The organism is Streptomyces sp. NPDC057939, assembly GCF_042887545.1.
Lineage (GTDB): Bacteria > Actinomycetota > Actinomycetes > Streptomycetales > Streptomycetaceae > Streptomyces.
Window position 1 is genome coordinate 1 of the sequence record NZ_JBHVPG010000097.1, and the last position, 14,898, is coordinate 14,898.

General features: G+C 68.0%; 15 protein-coding genes and 1 pseudogene. 9 read left to right on the forward strand and 7 right to left on the reverse strand.

Annotation, left to right across the window (positions count from 1 at the left end):
- Window positions 1-655: 655 nt before the first annotated feature.
- From ACFVS6_RS41945 to tal, 3 genes and pseudogenes are all read left to right on the forward strand, one after another.
- Window positions 656-1,736, forward strand: a pseudogene (locus ACFVS6_RS41945) (NAD-dependent epimerase/dehydratase family protein).
- 100 nt (window positions 1,737-1,836) lie between these two features.
- Window positions 1,837-2,034, forward strand: coding sequence for a hypothetical protein (locus ACFVS6_RS41950; RefSeq protein WP_389711804.1), 198 nt, complete (start codon window positions 1,837-1,839; stop codon window positions 2,032-2,034).
- 812 nt (window positions 2,035-2,846) lie between these two features.
- On the forward strand, window positions 2,847-4,514 hold the full coding sequence (gene tal, locus ACFVS6_RS41955) for a transaldolase (protein WP_389711805.1): 1,668 nt from the start codon (window positions 2,847-2,849) through the stop codon (window positions 4,512-4,514).
- Between the two features lie 397 nt (window positions 4,515-4,911).
- On the opposite strand, the gene ACFVS6_RS41960 is transcribed toward tal, so the two are convergent.
- The 5 genes from ACFVS6_RS41960 to ACFVS6_RS41980 all read right to left on the reverse strand — a co-directional run bounded on the left by ACFVS6_RS41960 (window position 4,912) and on the right by ACFVS6_RS41980 (window position 8,380).
- The gene (locus ACFVS6_RS41960; RefSeq protein ID WP_389711806.1) at window positions 4,912-5,253 is read right to left on the reverse strand and encodes a DUF3140 domain-containing protein; all 342 of its coding nucleotides are present in this window, start codon (window positions 5,251-5,253) and stop codon (window positions 4,912-4,914) included.
- Window positions 5,250-5,480, reverse strand: a complete 231-nt coding sequence (locus ACFVS6_RS41965; RefSeq protein WP_389711807.1) for a DUF2945 domain-containing protein — start codon at window positions 5,478-5,480, stop codon at window positions 5,250-5,252. Before ACFVS6_RS41965 ends, ACFVS6_RS41960 begins: the two co-directional genes overlap by 4 nt.
- Before the next feature lie 184 nt (window positions 5,481-5,664).
- Complete coding sequence (locus ACFVS6_RS41970) at window positions 5,665-6,849, reverse strand: zinc-dependent alcohol dehydrogenase (protein WP_389711808.1); 1,185 nt, start codon at window positions 6,847-6,849, stop codon at window positions 5,665-5,667.
- 210 nt (window positions 6,850-7,059) lie between these two features.
- Window positions 7,060-7,932 carry an SDR family oxidoreductase gene (locus tag ACFVS6_RS41975; protein WP_389711809.1) on the reverse strand — a complete coding sequence of 291 codons (873 nt, stop codon included), beginning with the start codon at window positions 7,930-7,932 and terminating at the stop codon, window positions 7,060-7,062.
- 58 nt (window positions 7,933-7,990) lie between these two features.
- Complete coding sequence (locus ACFVS6_RS41980) at window positions 7,991-8,380, reverse strand: hypothetical protein (protein ID WP_389711810.1); 390 nt, start codon at window positions 8,378-8,380, stop codon at window positions 7,991-7,993.
- A 34-nt stretch (window positions 8,381-8,414) separates the two neighbouring features.
- Here ACFVS6_RS41980 and ACFVS6_RS41985 point away from each other — a divergent pair, with 34 nt between their 5' ends.
- From ACFVS6_RS41985 to ACFVS6_RS42005, 5 genes are all read left to right on the forward strand, one after another.
- A complete protein-coding gene (locus ACFVS6_RS41985; RefSeq protein ID WP_389711811.1) occupies window positions 8,415-8,912 on the forward strand; it encodes an HAD family hydrolase in 498 nt (165 codons plus the stop codon).
- Window positions 8,913-9,323: 411 nt separating this feature from the next.
- Window positions 9,324-10,469, forward strand: a complete 1,146-nt coding sequence (locus ACFVS6_RS41990; RefSeq protein WP_389711812.1) for a glutamate--cysteine ligase — start codon at window positions 9,324-9,326, stop codon at window positions 10,467-10,469.
- A 335-nt stretch (window positions 10,470-10,804) separates the two neighbouring features.
- The gene (locus tag ACFVS6_RS41995; protein WP_389711813.1) at window positions 10,805-11,431 is read left to right on the forward strand and encodes a flavodoxin family protein; all 627 of its coding nucleotides are present in this window, start codon (window positions 10,805-10,807) and stop codon (window positions 11,429-11,431) included.
- A 64-nt stretch (window positions 11,432-11,495) separates the two neighbouring features.
- Complete coding sequence (locus tag ACFVS6_RS42000) at window positions 11,496-12,392, forward strand: SDR family oxidoreductase (protein WP_389711814.1); 897 nt, start codon at window positions 11,496-11,498, stop codon at window positions 12,390-12,392.
- 133 nt (window positions 12,393-12,525) lie between these two features.
- Entirely contained in the window at window positions 12,526-12,828 is a 303-nt protein-coding gene (locus tag ACFVS6_RS42005) for a plasmid stabilization protein (RefSeq protein ID WP_389711819.1), read from the forward strand.
- 153 nt (window positions 12,829-12,981) lie between these two features.
- Here the strand turns inward: ACFVS6_RS42005 and ACFVS6_RS42010 are convergent, their stop codons facing one another.
- Window positions 12,982-13,584, reverse strand: a complete 603-nt coding sequence (locus ACFVS6_RS42010) for a TetR/AcrR family transcriptional regulator (RefSeq protein WP_389711815.1) — start codon at window positions 13,582-13,584, stop codon at window positions 12,982-12,984.
- An 84-nt stretch (window positions 13,585-13,668) separates the two neighbouring features.
- Here ACFVS6_RS42010 and ACFVS6_RS42015 point away from each other — a divergent pair, with 84 nt between their 5' ends.
- Entirely contained in the window at window positions 13,669-14,406 is a 738-nt protein-coding gene (locus ACFVS6_RS42015; RefSeq protein ID WP_389711816.1) for an SDR family NAD(P)-dependent oxidoreductase, read from the forward strand.
- 225 nt (window positions 14,407-14,631) lie between these two features.
- Here the strand turns inward: ACFVS6_RS42015 and ACFVS6_RS42020 are convergent.
- The coding region (locus ACFVS6_RS42020) for a PRC-barrel domain containing protein (protein WP_389711817.1) at window positions 14,632-14,898 on the reverse strand (267 nt) is incomplete at its 5' end.

A 14,898-nucleotide genomic window follows, 5' to 3' on the forward strand; every position in this document is an offset into this window, starting at 1 on the left:
CAGGCCCGGGTCGGTCTGGCCCATGCCGCGTCCAACGTGGCAGCGGTGGCCTGCTATGCCCTTTCCCTGACGACTCGGCTTCGCGGCCGCCCGGCAAGGGGACGGATGTGGGCTCTGGGCGGGATGGCTGCCGTTGCTGTCAGCGGCGCGCTGGGCGGGCACGTGGCCTACCGGCAGGCCGTCGGGGCACACGCCGCACCATGAAGAGGACCCGGTGTCGCCGTGTCCCGGCCGGTGGGCCAGCTGCGCCAGCCCTCTCCCCCCTGCGAGGCAGAGGTCTTGTACGCAGCCGCCTGTACTCGCCGGTGGACGGCCAAGTGATGAACAGGGCACGGCACGCGTCCCGGATTCCTCTGAGAGGAATCAACACATATTGGTGTACCGCCGCCCGGTCAGGCAGTGGTATGCAGGCATTGGGCCGTGAGGAGCCTGCCCCGGTGACGCTCTCCCGCTTGGGCGGCCGCTGTGAAACCGCGTCGGCACGAGCTGCGACGACGAAGGAGGCAGCGCCTCCCTTCTTCGACAGCAGATAGAGGGCGGCCTTGGAGACGCGCGACATGGGGTGCGACGGTCGCGGGTAGGCGCGCCCTGCAAACCTCAGCGGCCGCCGATCGTACGGCGCCTGTCTTGCCCTGCATGGAGAGGAAACGATCGGATGACATCACCCAGCACCTCGCAAGCCCCGTCGCGGCCTGCCGGAAGTGGCGTACGCGTCGTGGTGGTCGGAGCCACAGGCAATGTCGGTACCAGTGTGGTCCGCGCCCTGGCCGATGACCCGGGCATCGAATCGATCCTGGGCCTGGCTCGCCGCGTTCCAAAGTGGCAGCCTCCGAAGACCAGCTGGCAGGCGGTGAACGTCGAGCCCGGCGGGCCCGACCTCGTGCCGCTGTTCACCGGCGCCGACGCGGTGATCCACCTGGCTTGGAAGTTTCAACCCACCCACCACCCCGCCGAGACCTGGCGCACCAACGTGCTCGGCAGTAGCCGCGTGTTCGATGCCGTGGCAGCGGCCGGTGTCCCTGCCCTCGTCCGTCGGCGCGTACTCGCCCGGGCAAAAGGATCGGATGGTCGACGAGTCCTGGCCCACTCACGGCTGGCCCCAGGCCGCCTACACGAGGGAGAAGGCCTACCTCGAACGTCTCCTCGACACCTACGAACACGCCCATCCGGACGTGCGTGTGGTGCGCATGCGGCCCGGCTTCTGTTTCAAACGTGAGTCCGCCTCCGAGCAGCGCAGGATCTTCGCCGGGCACCTGTTGCCCGGACGCTTGGTGCGCGCCGGTCTCATTCCCGCCGTACCGGACCTGCCGGGTCTACGGTTCCAGGCGCTGCACAGCGATGACGCCGCCACCGCCTATCTGGCCGCGGTGTCCCGACCGGTGAGTGGGGCGTTCAACCTGGCGGCCGGGCCCCCGGTCGACGCCGGCGTCCTGGCCCACATCTTCGACGCGCGACGCTTCTCGATGCCCGCCGCGCCGGTCCGGGCCGCCCTGGCCGCCGCGTGGAAACTCCGCCTGGTGCCCGCCTCGCCCGACCTTTTCGACGCGGTTCTGCGTCTACCTCTGATGGATTGCACCCGCGCGCACAAGGAACTGGGCTGGAATCCTGCGTTCACCTCCGTGCAGGCCCTCCAGGAGTTCTTCACCGGATTGCGCGGCGGCGAGGGCGCAGACACTCCGCCACTCGCGGCAGACAAGGAACGCGCAGGCATCATCCCCGCCCGTCGGCAGAAGTGACGTAACCCGGCCCCCGAAGCGAGATGTATAGGGCGCGGCCAACCCCCCACCTTCCGCAGGTAAGCCACGATGAGCATCCTCAACGATCATGGAGTGCGCGATGAGCGGTATGCAGGACAAGCACCAGCAGCCGGGCAAGGGTCGTGAGGAGCAGGAGCGCCCCGAGCGGCAGCGCCCGGCACAGGACGAGCCGAAGGACATGCAGGGCACCCCGACCCACGAACGCGCCATCCAGCCCACCCGCGAACGAGAGGCGGAGCAGGAGCCGGACCAGGCTGACCGCGCCGGCGAGCGGTAACCCGACGGCGCCACGGTGGTGCAGTCCGGGCCGTGCTCGCGCGGGTCCTGCCTTGTCCAGTCCTCCTCCACCATCGGCCGCGAGCATGGCAACCGGCCGCCGATTCAGGCGGGCTGCCGGGGTCAAGGAAGGAACCCAATGAACCCGGTCGGGCAGGCATGTCATCTGCGGGTAGGGCTTCCGTGAGGAAGTCGGCTCCGGGATCCGGATGCCGTGGAACTGGGGGGCTCGTGTTGTCGAACGTAGAGAGCGCGTCGAGGTCGAGGTGCCCGTGCGCACCGCCTTCAACCAGTGGACGCAGTTCGAATCCTCCCTGCGGTTCATGAAAGGCGTGGAGCACATCGAGCAGCGCAACGACGCGATGGCCACTGGGTGACGAAGGTCAGCGGCATGGAGCGGGTGTTCGCGGCGGAGATCATCGAGCAGATTCCCGACGAGCGGGTGGCACGAACGGCGCTGGGCGGTTAGGTCAGCAGGCGGGAGTGGTCGCCTTCGCCTGGACGACACGCCGTGCAAGATGATGCTGCGCCTCGACTATGCCCTGGAGGGATTAGCCGAGAATGTTGATGGCAGGCTTGGCCTCGCCAAGGGCCGAATCACCGGCGACCTGCAGCGTTTCAAAACTACATCGAGGGCCGCGGTCTGGATTCCGGCTCCGGGCACGGAGAGGCCTGACCGACCCGGCGTCACCCCCACGCGCCGGGTGCGCCGCCGGCGCGTGTCGGGGGATATGGCGGGCAGACGTGGGAGGCACGGTGTCGGGCGCCGCAGCGTGATCAGCCGGTGGTGCCACACCCCTCTGGAGGTCTTGGATGTCTGGTCCCACCGCCCCTGACCGGCTTGCCGCCTTGTCCGACGCCGGGGTATCGGTCTGGCTCGATGACCTGTCCCGGGAACTTCTGGTCGGCGGTGAGCTCAAAGGGTTGATCGTCGACAACCATGTGGTCGGGGTGACGACCAACCCAACGATCTTCGCTTCCGCCCTGTCCAAGGGAGACCGCTACACCGCGCAGCTTCGCCGTCTCGCAGCTGCGGGTCCAGGCGTAGATGAGGCCGTCTTCGCTCTCACGACCGATGACGTCCGTGACGCCTGCGACGTGTTCGCCCCCGTCCACGAGCGCACCAGCGGTATCGATGGACGCGTGTCCATCGAGGTCGACCCGCGACTGGCGCAGGATGCCACCGCGACCGGCGAACAGGCCCGCAGGCTGTGGGAGACCGTCGACCGACCGAACCTGTTCGTGAAGATCCCGGCCACCCGTGAGGGGCTGGAAGCGATCACCGCCGCCATCGCCGAGGGCATCAATGTCAACGTGACCCTGATCTTCTCCCTGGACCGCTACCGCGAGGTGATGGACGCCTACCAGAGCGGCCTGGAGCAGGCCCACGCAGCCGGGCGCACGTTGGCGGACATCCACTCGGTCGCCTCGTTCTTCGTCTCCCGCGTCGACACCGAGGTCGACCACCGTCTCGACGCCCTCGGTACGCCCGAGGCAAGGGCGCTGCGGGGCAAGGCTGCGATCGCCAACGCCCGCTTGGCGTTCAGGGCCTACGAGGAGATGCTCCTGGAGCCGCGCTGGCAGGTCCTCGCCGCGGCCGGCGCACGTATGCAGCGCCCGCTGTGGGCGTCCACCGGAGTCAAGGACCCGGCCTACCCCGACACGAGGTACGTCAGTGAACTCGTCATCGCCGGCACCGTGAACACGATGCCGGGCGCCACGCTGGCCGCGTACGCCGACCACGGCGCCCTGCCCGGCCCCCCGGTGGAGGCAGAGGAGTTCGCGGCCGCCGCGGCCCACTTCGAGGCACTGGAGCGAGCCGGCGTGGACTTCGGCGACGTCACCGACACTCTCGAACACGAGGGCCTGGCCAAGTTCGAGGCCAGTTGGAAGGAACTCGGAGCTTCGGTGGAACGCGAGATGATGTCCCAAAACGATCAGGACGGCACCATCCGCGGGCATCAGGACGAGGCTTCCGGCACCGGTTCAGGGCTCCTCGCCATCTACCTCAACGATCACTACTCCGCCGCGACGGGTGGCGTGGAACTGTTCCGTCGAGCGGCGAAGGCGAACGCGGGCGACGAGGACGGTGAAGTACTTTCCGGCCTGGCACGGCGGATCGCGGAAGACCGGGACTCGTTGGCACAGATCATGGCTGACCTGGGCGTACCCATCAGCCACTCCAAGGTCGCCATGGGGTGGCTCGCGGAGAAGGCGGGCCGCCTCAAGCCCAACGGTCACGTCATTTCCCGCTCGCCCCTGAGCGACATCCTGGAGGCCGAATCGATGCTCGTCGCCGTCCACGGCAAGGCAGCCGCCTGGCGAACCCTTCGCGCTCTGGCCGAAACCGACGGCCGTCTCTCCCCCACGGCCCTGGAGACGCTGCTGGAGCGCGCCGATCAGCAGGCGAGCCTCCTGGAAGAAGCACGAAGCGCGGCAGTCCAGCGGGTACTGCACTCCCAGCCCTCCCCCACGCCCTGAGCCGAGGACTCCGGACCGCCTCGACGGTACACACGAGCACGAGTCCGTGCTGCCGGCAACACTGTCCGGCGGAACATCCCCCGTGGTGCGGGCGCCACGGACGAGAACGTCGCTCGCACGCTGTCGGGTAAGTCCGGGCTCGACGCTTCAGTGAGTCCCCTTCAATGAGCATGACCCGGCACCGCGTCATGGTGCCGCTTTCGGCGGCTATGCGACGCCTGGTTGCCTGCAGCGCGAAGGCGAACCCCTCGGGACCCCGGGCCGCAGCATTCTTCACGAGGCATCAACGCGAATGCAGAACCCGCCGCAGTAGGCATCCGTTGCGGGCGGGAGCGGAATAGGAGCGAGGGGCGCCGCCACTCGGTTCCGACAGCGACAGACCACCGGCCGGGGTCGGTCATGTCTTCTTCGGGTCGTGGCCCCAGTTCATGAGGGAGTAGCGCCACTTGGTGTCGGTGATGTCGCCGTGGGGGCGTTGCTCGATGTGGCGGTGGACGTAGCCGGTGACCTTGCGCATGTGTTTCAGGTCTTCTCTGCTCAGGTCGTCTTTCTTGGTATGGAGGATTTCGATGATGCGTATACCGGATGCGTGGCCCACGCTCTCGCCGCCGTCGCTCTGTCCGACCTTTTTGGATTCTTCGGTGGCCAGCCACTTCTTCAGCCGGCCGGCCGTCATGTTGACAGCTTCCTTGAACGCGTGCAGCGTCTCGTCACGGTCTTCGATCGTGGCCTCCTTCATCGGGAGCCCTTGCCCTTCTTGTGCAGCGACTCAGGCTTATGGACTGCGGAGCGGCCGGATTTGTCGCTCTTCACTTCGTACTGAGGTTCCCCCCTGGAGGCGTCGACGGTCCGGCCGGCCGCTTTGGTCCGTTCGGTGATCTTCTTCTTCACCTCACCCGGCACGGTGTGGCCGTGGCTCTTCCACGACACCTTGTCCCCTTTGCTCAGGTCATCTTTCTTTGGCATGGAGTTCCCTTTCTGCTGTCGACCTGCCGGTGGGGCGGCGGCTGGCGCCAATTCGGGAGAGGCCACGGACAACTGATAGACGGGCGCCGGTGGGGACTGCCGTAATGGGCGTGCCGAACCATGGCGCACGCCCCGGCCCACTGTTGGTCACCGGATCGTCATCATCGCGGCCGCCCATCTTCCGTCACGGATTGAAGAGGACCTTGACGGCCCCGTCAGCCTTTTTCTGGAACATCTCGTATGCCTCCGGTGCTTCCTCCAAAGGCATCCGGTGCGTGGCGAAGTCGTCGACGCCGAGCGGATCCTCGTCGGTGAGCAGGGGGAGGATGTCGTCGACCCAGCGGTGGACGTTGGCCTGGCCCATGCGGAGTTGGAGTTGCTTGTCGAACATGGTCAGCAGGGGCATGGGGTCGGCCGCGCCGCCGTAGACCCCGGAAACGGAGATGGTGCCGCCGCGTCGGACCAGGTCGATCGCCGTGTGCAGGGCGGCAAGGGGGTCGATGCCGATGCGTTTCATCATCGGGGCGGCGAGGGCGTCGGGCAGGAGGGTGGTCATGTGTTGGGCAGCGGTGGCGATGCGGTTGCCGTGGGCTTCCATCCCGACGGCGTCGATGACGGCGTCGGGGCCACGTCCCTCGGTGAGGTCGCGAACGGCGTCGGTCAGGTCGTCACCCCGTTCCCTGAGGTCGAGGGTGTGGATGCCGCGTCGACGGGCGCGTTCCAGGCGTTCCGGTACGAGGTCGATCCCGATGACCGTGCTGGCGCCGCGGTGGGCCGCGATGCGTGTGCTCATGTCTCCGATGGGCCCCAGGCCCAGGACCGCGACGCTGCCACCCGGTGGGACGGCCGCGTACTCGACGGCCTGCCAGGCCGTGGGCAGGACGTCGGACAAGTAGACGAACCGGTCGTCGGAAGGTCCCTCCGGGACACAGATGGGGAGAGCATTTCCAAAAGGGACGCGGAGATACTGGGCCTGGCCGCCGGCGACCTGGCCGTAGAGCTTCGTGTATCCGAAGAGGGACGCGCCGGTACCGTGCTCGTGGACCTGGGTGGTTTCGCACTGCGAGTGCAGGCCCTTGCCGCACATGAAGCACGTGCCGCACGAAATGTTGAACGGGATGACCACCCGGTCCCCCGGTTCCACGGCGGTCACATCCGGGCCGACCTCCTCGACGATCCCCATCGGTTCGTGCCCCAGGATGTCGCCGGCGTCGAGGAAGGCGCCGAGGACTTCGTAGAGGTGGAGGTCGGAGCCGCACAGGCCGGTGGTGGTCACCTTGATGATGACATCGTCGCGGTCCTGGATCTTCGGGTCGGGCACGGTGTCGACCCGTACGTCACGCTTGCCGTGCCAGGTAAGGGCCCTCATGAAGCCTCCTAGCCGGTACATCGGCCCGGCCATCGCATACCGCGCTGCCCCCGCACCAGGCGGCTGCCCTCAAAGGCCGGGGCGAACCATCTCAAGTCGCAGCAGTCGGCGGGTGAATACGGAAGCGCCCCGGGCTTGCGGGCAGCGCACGGGCAAACCCCCGGCCTCGGCGCCTTACGCCAGAGCACCTTCCGTCCAGAGGTGGCTGTTTCAGCGCTGCGCCTCTTGATCGGCCTGCCCTCCGCCCCCCAGCATGCCGGTCTGCTCCACGAGCCCCTTCTCGGCCAGGCGTGGCAGGGCCCGGCGGGAGACCGCGGTGACCGCGAGGGGTAGGAGGGGGCGCAGTGGTTGGACGATGCGCAGCCATGGTGGTGCGTATACGGTCGCGGATCTGTGGTCGACGGCCCGGCAGGTCCACGCCGCGACCTGGTGAATTGGGTAGGTGCGTCGGGCGCCGGGTGGCATGTGGGCCCGGAGTTCCCGCAGCGCTGTGTGTTGGTCGGCGTCTCGGATCATGTCGGTGTCGGTCCAGTGCACGTATGCGATGCCCACGCCGACGCTTTGGTGTGCGAGTTCGGCGCGCAGGGATTGGGCGAAGGACTCCGCTCCCGCTTTGGAGGCGCAGTAGGCGCTCATCAGTGGCGCCGAGCCGAACGCGGCGGTGGAGGCGATCTGCAGGAAGTAGCCGTGCGAGGCCAACAGTCCTGGCAGGAAGGCTCGGGCTGTGACGGCGCTGCCGGTCAGGTTGACCTCGATGACGCGTCTCCATGTGGTCGGGTCGGAGGTGGTGAAGGGGCCGCCCTCGGCGATTCCCGCATTGGCGATCACGACGTAGGGCGCGCCCAGGGTGTCGGTCACGGCCGTCGCCGCGCGGTGCATGGCGTTGTCGTCGGTGATGTCGACCTCGTAGCAGTGGGCTTCGACGGGCAGGTCTCGAGCGACCTGCCCCATGCGCTCCCCTTCCAGTCCGAGGAGCGCTACACGCATGCGACGTCGGGCGAGTTCCTTCACGAGGCCGGCTCCCAGCCCGCGGGCGGCCCCGGTGACCACAGCGGTACGGCCGTGCAACTCGGTGCGGCCCATGGCGGTCCTGTCCCTTGCGAGAGGGCTGCCGGCGGGGGTGGTGGCAGCCCGTGGCGGGTTATCCCGCGCTGCGGGTACCGGGAGGATCCTGGGGGTCGACCCCGGTGGTGGCGGAGGCGTCCTTGGTTCCGCTGGGGCGCCTGGAGTGGCCCTTCGGGCCGAGGTCGTGCGTTCCCTGATCGCCGGAGCCCTGGCTCTGGTTCTCGCCCCGGCTGCCCATGCTCTTGGAGGGTTTCCCGTGGGGGTTGCCAGCCTCTTCCTTGGAGACGGTCCTGCCGGGTCCCCTGGAGGGCGCGTATTTGTCCGGGTGGAAGGAACGGTGGGCGCTGGGATTGTCCTGCTGCTTGGTCTCGTCCACGTCCGGTGACCAACCGTGTTGCTTGCTTCCCTTGAACCGGCTCGGCCCCTCACCTTGCGGGGGCTCAGACGGCTTCGAATGCCTGGCCATAACCCGACCTGCTGTCCTGTCGTGCGGGCGGTACATGACGGACCCATCGGGGACGCTCAGTCCCGCCGCTGGTGACACCTTTACCACCGCCTACCCCTGCGCCGGCCCCGCACGCTCGACAGTCCTTGCGAACGGTCCGGGTGCTGTCGGGCACGATCCACCGGGCACCCGGCGGGCCACGGCACCATCGAAGGCGGGGTGCCGTGGTGCACGCAGCAAGGCCAGACGCCATGACGCCATCGTCGACACCGCGCCGTCCGATGACGTCGAACAGGGCAAACCCGCGCCGGAACCGGTCCGCCGCGCCCTAGATCTGGCGGGCGTGGCCGCGGAGCGGGCGGTGTTCGTCGGCGCCTCCGCCTGGGACATGGAGCCCGTCACTCGGTCAGGTGTGATGGCCGTAGGTCCGCTCTGCGGAGGGGTGCGCCGCGCCGATCTGGAGACAGCCGGCGCCCTCACCGTCTACTCGGACCCTGCTTCCTTGCTCACGCGTCGGCAGAACAGCCCATTCCGTCGTATACCAGCCGGCTAAGCCGCCCCTACGAGATGCCCCGAGCAGCCAAGCCAGGTAACAGAGACCCCACCCGGGGGACGCCTCGCGGTGGAGTGGCGCCAGCCCTGCGGTCAGTCGTTCGGGAGCTGAAAGACGCGTACACAGCATGGTTCGCGGCCCTGAAGCAGCACCTCGCCCACGTCCAGGTTCACCTCCCTGACCGGCGCGCGCAGTATTGGCGCAGCCAGGCTGGTCGCCCTGCCTGCGTGACCCGGCAGCCCGCGCACGCGGGCTCGGCCTCCGACGTCACCGACACCGGGGTAGGCGGCAGCTGACAGCACAGGCTGTTGTCTCCACGGCCGGTTTTCTCGTGTCCTGCTGCTGCCCCCGGAGTGCGGCGATGTATTGGACAGAACGTACATATATGTCGAAGGTGTGATCAAGCGGTGCATGGGCAGCCGCGCAGATGTGACGACGCTTGGAGTGGAAGAAGAGTACTTGCTGCTTGACCCGGGTTCCGGGCTGCCGGTAGCCAGGGTCGAGGAGGTGCGCCGCACGGCCGGCCTCGGGCCCCTGGCGGAGCGCGAAGAGGTGCAGAGCGAGCTGCTCCAGGCCCAGATCGAGGTAGCGACTCCGGTCTGTTCCGGTCTTGAGGAAGTGGGTGGTCACCTACTTCGCCTGCGCCACGCGGTTGCCTCAGCCGCGCAGGCGAACGGCTGCCGAACCGCTTCCACCGGGGCCGCTCCGCTGCGCGCTGCCGCGCGGGTACCCGTGACGCAGGCGTCGCGGTATCTGCGCATGGAGGGTGAGGCACGGCAGCTCGTTGACGAGCAATTGATCTGCGGGATGCACGTTCATGTGGCCGTCCCAAGCCCGGAAGTGGGCGTCGCGGTGCTGAACCGGATCCGCGGCTGGCTGCCGACCCTGCTGGCGATGTCGGCGAACTCACCCCTGTGGGACGGGCGGGACACCGGCTTCGCGAGCTGGCGAACCATCGTCTTCAGCCGTTGGCCGATCAGCGGTCCCGCACCACATTTCAGGGACCTCGCCGACTATGAGCGCCGCCTGGAGGGACTGGTGGAGTCCAGGGTGATCGGCGACCGGGGTCAGGTCTACTGGCATGCGCGACTGTCGGACCGCTACCCCACGGTGGAGGTGCGGTGCATGGATGTCCAGTTGCGGCCCGACGACGCGGTGATGCTCACAGGTATGGTCCGCGGTCTGGTCGCTACGGCCATCGCCGAGGAGAGCGTGGACGCCGCCCAGGCAGCTGTCATTCCGCCGGAAATGGTGCAGGCCGCCCATTGGCATGCGGCGCGATACGGCTTGAATCACACCCTCCTCGACCCGCACGGCCGGGCCCGCGCCAGCGGCGATGTGTTGTGCGCCCTGATGCGGCACATCTCACCCGCGCTGGAAGCGGCCGGCGACCTGCGGGAGGTCAGCGCCTTGGTCCACCGTCTCCTGCGCGAGGGAACCCCTGCCGACCGGCAGCGCCTGGCCGTCGCCGAAGGTGGGCTCGCTGCTCTCATCAGCCTCGTGACGGGCGCCGAAACGGAAGTCGAGGTACCTGTTTCCCGGCGTATTGCTGGCTGAATGTCTGGTGTGCAGATAGTGCGCGACGTCTGAGGGCCGCAGTCTCCTGGCTTCATTCGAAGTCGACGCTGATGGCCCGGAGAGACTCGCCTATCGCTTCCAGGGGGCAGCACATCGCCCAGCGGGCACCGACCGCCAGGTGCTGCAGCGCCCGAGGTGCGGAGGTAGAGGTAGATGCGGAGGTAGCCATGCGAAAACCGCTCCACCAGGTGGTGGCGGAGCCTCCCTCGCCCCCACCCGACCCTGCCCGCCTCCACATCTCGGCCCAGCATCCGAGCGGAACGCACTGGGACGAAAAGGGGGATACCTGCCACGAGGCCGGGTAGCCGGACGGCATGAACGCCACCGACACCACCCCTCTGCGCGCCGTCGCGCTGGTCTGCACGCTGTCCCCCTCTCCGAAGCCGTCGAGTTCCCAGCTGCTGGCCGAGCAGACGATGGCCGCGCTGTCCGAGCACGGCGTGACGGGCAAGGTCATCCGGATCGCCGATCATGATGTGAAGCCCGGTGTCGAGACCGACATGGGAGAGGGCGACGCCTGGCCGGAGATCCGCGACACCATCCTGGGCTGCGACATCCTCGTCCTGTCCACCCCGATCTGGCTGGGACATCCCGCCAGTACCTGCCAGCTCGTTCTGGAACGCCTGAACGCGGAAATCTCCGAGACCGACGACGAGGGGCGGATGCTCACCTACGGCAAGGTGGCCGCCGTCTGCGTCGTCGGCAACGAGGACGGCGCCCACCATGTCAGCGCCGAGCTGTTCCAGGGCTTGAATGACTGCGGCTTCACCCTGCCGGCGAACGCCGTCACCTACTGGGTCGGCGAAGCCATGCAGGGCACCGACTACCAGGACCTCGACAAGACCCCCGAGAAGACCGCCGCCACCACCAAGACCCTCGCCGCCAACACCGCCCATCTCGCCCGCCGCCTCAAGGCGGCCGACTACCCGGCGTCCTCCTGACAGCAGCCGCATCCACCCGCGCCTCGATGCGCGACTTGACTCCGACAGGACGGTGAGAATCCCGATGACCGCCACCCCCGACACCCCTCGCCTCGCCGACCCGGTGAGCCTGTACCCGCGGCCGCCCTTCCCCGATCAGGACCAAGACCATCCCGGTTCCACCGAAGCGATGGAGCCGCGCCCTGACCACGGCGAGGACACCTACCAAGGTCACGGCCTGCTGGCCGGCCGCAAGGCGCTGGTGACTGGTGGGGACTCCGGCATCGGCAGGGCCGTCTGTCTCGCCTTCGCCCGCGAGGGCGCCGACGTCGCCTTCACCCACCTGCCCCAGGAGGCAAAGGAGGCGGACGAGACCACTCGACTCATCCGCGAAGCGGGACACGCCGCGCTCCCCGTGGCCTGCGACATCCGCGACGAGGCCCAGTGCACCTCCCTGATCGAGCAGACCGTGCGCGAACTGGGCGGGCTTGACCTGCTGGTCAACAACGCGGCCTATCAAATGTCGCAGCCGGACGGGATCGAGGCGATCACCACCGAGCAGTTCGACCGGGTGATGAAGACCAATCTGTACGGCATGTTCTGGCTCACCCGGGCGGCCCTGGCCCACATCCCCCGTGGTGGCTCCATCATCAACACCGCGTCCGTACAGGGCTACCAGCCCAGCCCCCACCTGCTGGACTACGCCATGACGAAATCCGCGATCATCTCCTTCACCCACAGCCTGGCCCAGATGCTCGCCGAACGCGGCATCCGCGCCAACGCCGTCGCACCCGGCCCGGTCTGGACCCCGCTGATCCCCGCAACGATGCCCAACGTGACGAACTTCGGACAGCAGTCGCCGCTCGGAAGGCCCGCACAGCCCGTGGAGATGGCACCGGCCTACGTCTTCCTCGCCTCACAGGCAGCCAGCTACATCACCGGCGAGATCGTCAACGCCACCGGCGGGAAGCCCCTTCCCTGATCGGCAGCGCGTGCCGCCCCTGATGCGAACCGTTGCGGACGCGCACACGATGGCCTGGACCCACTCCCCACAAGAAGAGGTGCAGCTCATGCCGCGTGGATCAAGTCCCAAGCGTGAACGGTAGTACGAGCACATCAAGGAGTCCGGCGCGAAACGCGGCATGTCCGAGGGCCGCGCCAAGGCGATGGCCTCCGCCACCGTGAACAAGGAGCGGATGAGGTCCGGCGAGGGCAAGACCACCAGCGGCGGCCCTACCCAGGGCAAGTCCGTCTCCCAGCGCGGCGGCCAAAAGTCGAGCGGCGCAACCTCGGGTGAAGACACCAATGACGACCTCTACCAAGAGGCCAAAAGGCGCGGCATCGAGGGCCGCTCCACCATGAGCAAGCAACAGCTCTTGTCATGGCGGCCTCACAAGCAGGCAGTCACTTCCACCTGAACTCGCAGAACCTATGACTTCACCACCGCGTTGAGGGCCGACCGGATCAACAGGCTCGGTGTCCGCAGTCAGTTGCCGGGCGAGCATCCATGGTGGCGCGCGTCGGACGGATGCGCCGCTCAGGCGGGCTGGAGGGTGCCCGGTTGGGAGGCGTTAAGACCGCTTGGATGTGGGCAGGACGGCCAGTGCGGTGTCTGCGATGTTTCGCAGCGTCTCCGGGTCCAGGCCCGCCTTGCCAACCGCCTCGATACCGCGGACCACCGTCAGCAGCAGTGCCGCCAGCCGCTCGGGATCCGCGGCGCTGTCGATGTCGCCGTGGCGCTGGGCGGCGCCGATGTCCGTCCGCAGCAGGGTCAGCAGTGCCTTCATGGTCTCGGCCGACCGTGCGGCGACCGTCGCATCGTGCTCGGCCAGTTCCGCCGCGCCCTTGGCCACCAGGCACCCTCGGCGCTCGGTGTCGGCAGCGGTGTTCTCGGCCATCAGGTGGATATAACCCGCCAGGCGGGCCATGGCCTGTGCGTCGGGGCCGCCTGCCAGCTGCCCTTTGGCCACATCGATGACCGCGGTGCACCAGTCGTCGAACACACGGTGGAACAGCTTGCCCTTGTCACCGAACGCGCCGTACAGGCTCCCCTTCCCCAGACCGGTCACCTTGGCGATGTCGTCCATCCGGGTTCCCGCGAAGCCGGTCGCCCAGAACTTTTCCCGTGCCTGCTCCAGGACTTGCTGTTCGTCGAATGCGCGTGGTCTGGACATGCGTCGAGCCTACCCATTCTTGACTCGATCGTCCATTACTGCCTACGTTATGGACGATCCATTCCAGAACTGAAGGGGTTCGACATGCCAGGAGCGCTGCAGGAGAAGGTCGCCGTGATCACCGGAGGGACCAGCGGGATCGGGCTGGCCATCGCGCACCGTTTCATCCGGGAGGGCGCACGAGTCTTCGTGACCGGCCGGGACATCGACCGCCTCGAAGCATCGGTCAAGGAGTTGGGCCCGGCGGCCATCGGCGTACGGTCCGATGTCTCGGTACTGGCCGACCTGGACGCGCTCTACGCGCGAGTCCGCGAGGAGGCCGGACGCATCGACGTGCTGGTGGCCAACGCGGGAATCGTCGCGGACGCCGCGCTCGGCGCCCACACCGAGGCGAACGTCGACCTGACACTCGCCGTGAACGTCAAGGGCCCTCTCTTCACCGTCCAAAAGGCGCTCCCGCTGCTGGCGGAGAATGCCTCCATCCTGGTCATCGGCTCAAGCAACAGCGTGCGGCCCAATGAGCACCTCGAGGTCTACAGCGCCTCGAAGGCCGCCTTGAGCAACCTCGTGCACAACTGGGCCCGCCAATCGCGGGAGCGCCGATTCCGGGTCAACGTGCTCAGCCCGGGACCCACGCGAACCCCCGGCCTGCTGGGAGCCGCAGGGCCGGAAATCGACCGGTTCGCCGAGGCCGTCGTGCCCCTGGGGCGACTGGCCGACCCCCAGGAAATCGCCGAGGCCGCCCTCTTCCTGGCCTCCGACGCCTCATCGTTCATCACCGGCGCCGAACTCTTCGCCGACGGCGGCTACACCAGGGCCTGAACCACCGACAGCGGGGCACATCCGGATTCCTCGAAACGACGAAGCACACGCCCGCCCGCGTGTGCGCGCCGCATGAGACCAGCGCCTCTGCCAGCCCGATGTCTGCGTCGACGTGGGGGCGAGGCTTTCACCAACCCGCCGCCCGAAGCCATCGACGATCCGCGACGACGGCCGGCCCGGCACCCCTGTCAGGGGTGCCGGGCCGAGCCAGAACGAAGAGTGGTGTCAGGCGGGGCGGCCGCCGAAGGGGGCGCCGGTGCCGTAATAGGTGCCCAGTTCCTCGCGGTAGCCGGCGTCACCGATGTGCTTGTCGCGGTGGAACTCAGGGGCGTCCTTGATCTGCTCCTTCGTCCGGTCGACGTAGACCTTCTCCTCGGCCGTGTCGATCCGCACCACCGTGCTCGCCGGGAGGAGAACCTCCTTGCCGAAGATCCACACCCCGGTGTCCACGACCAGGTAGGCGTCACCGACCTCGTCGGAGTGCTTGTCGAC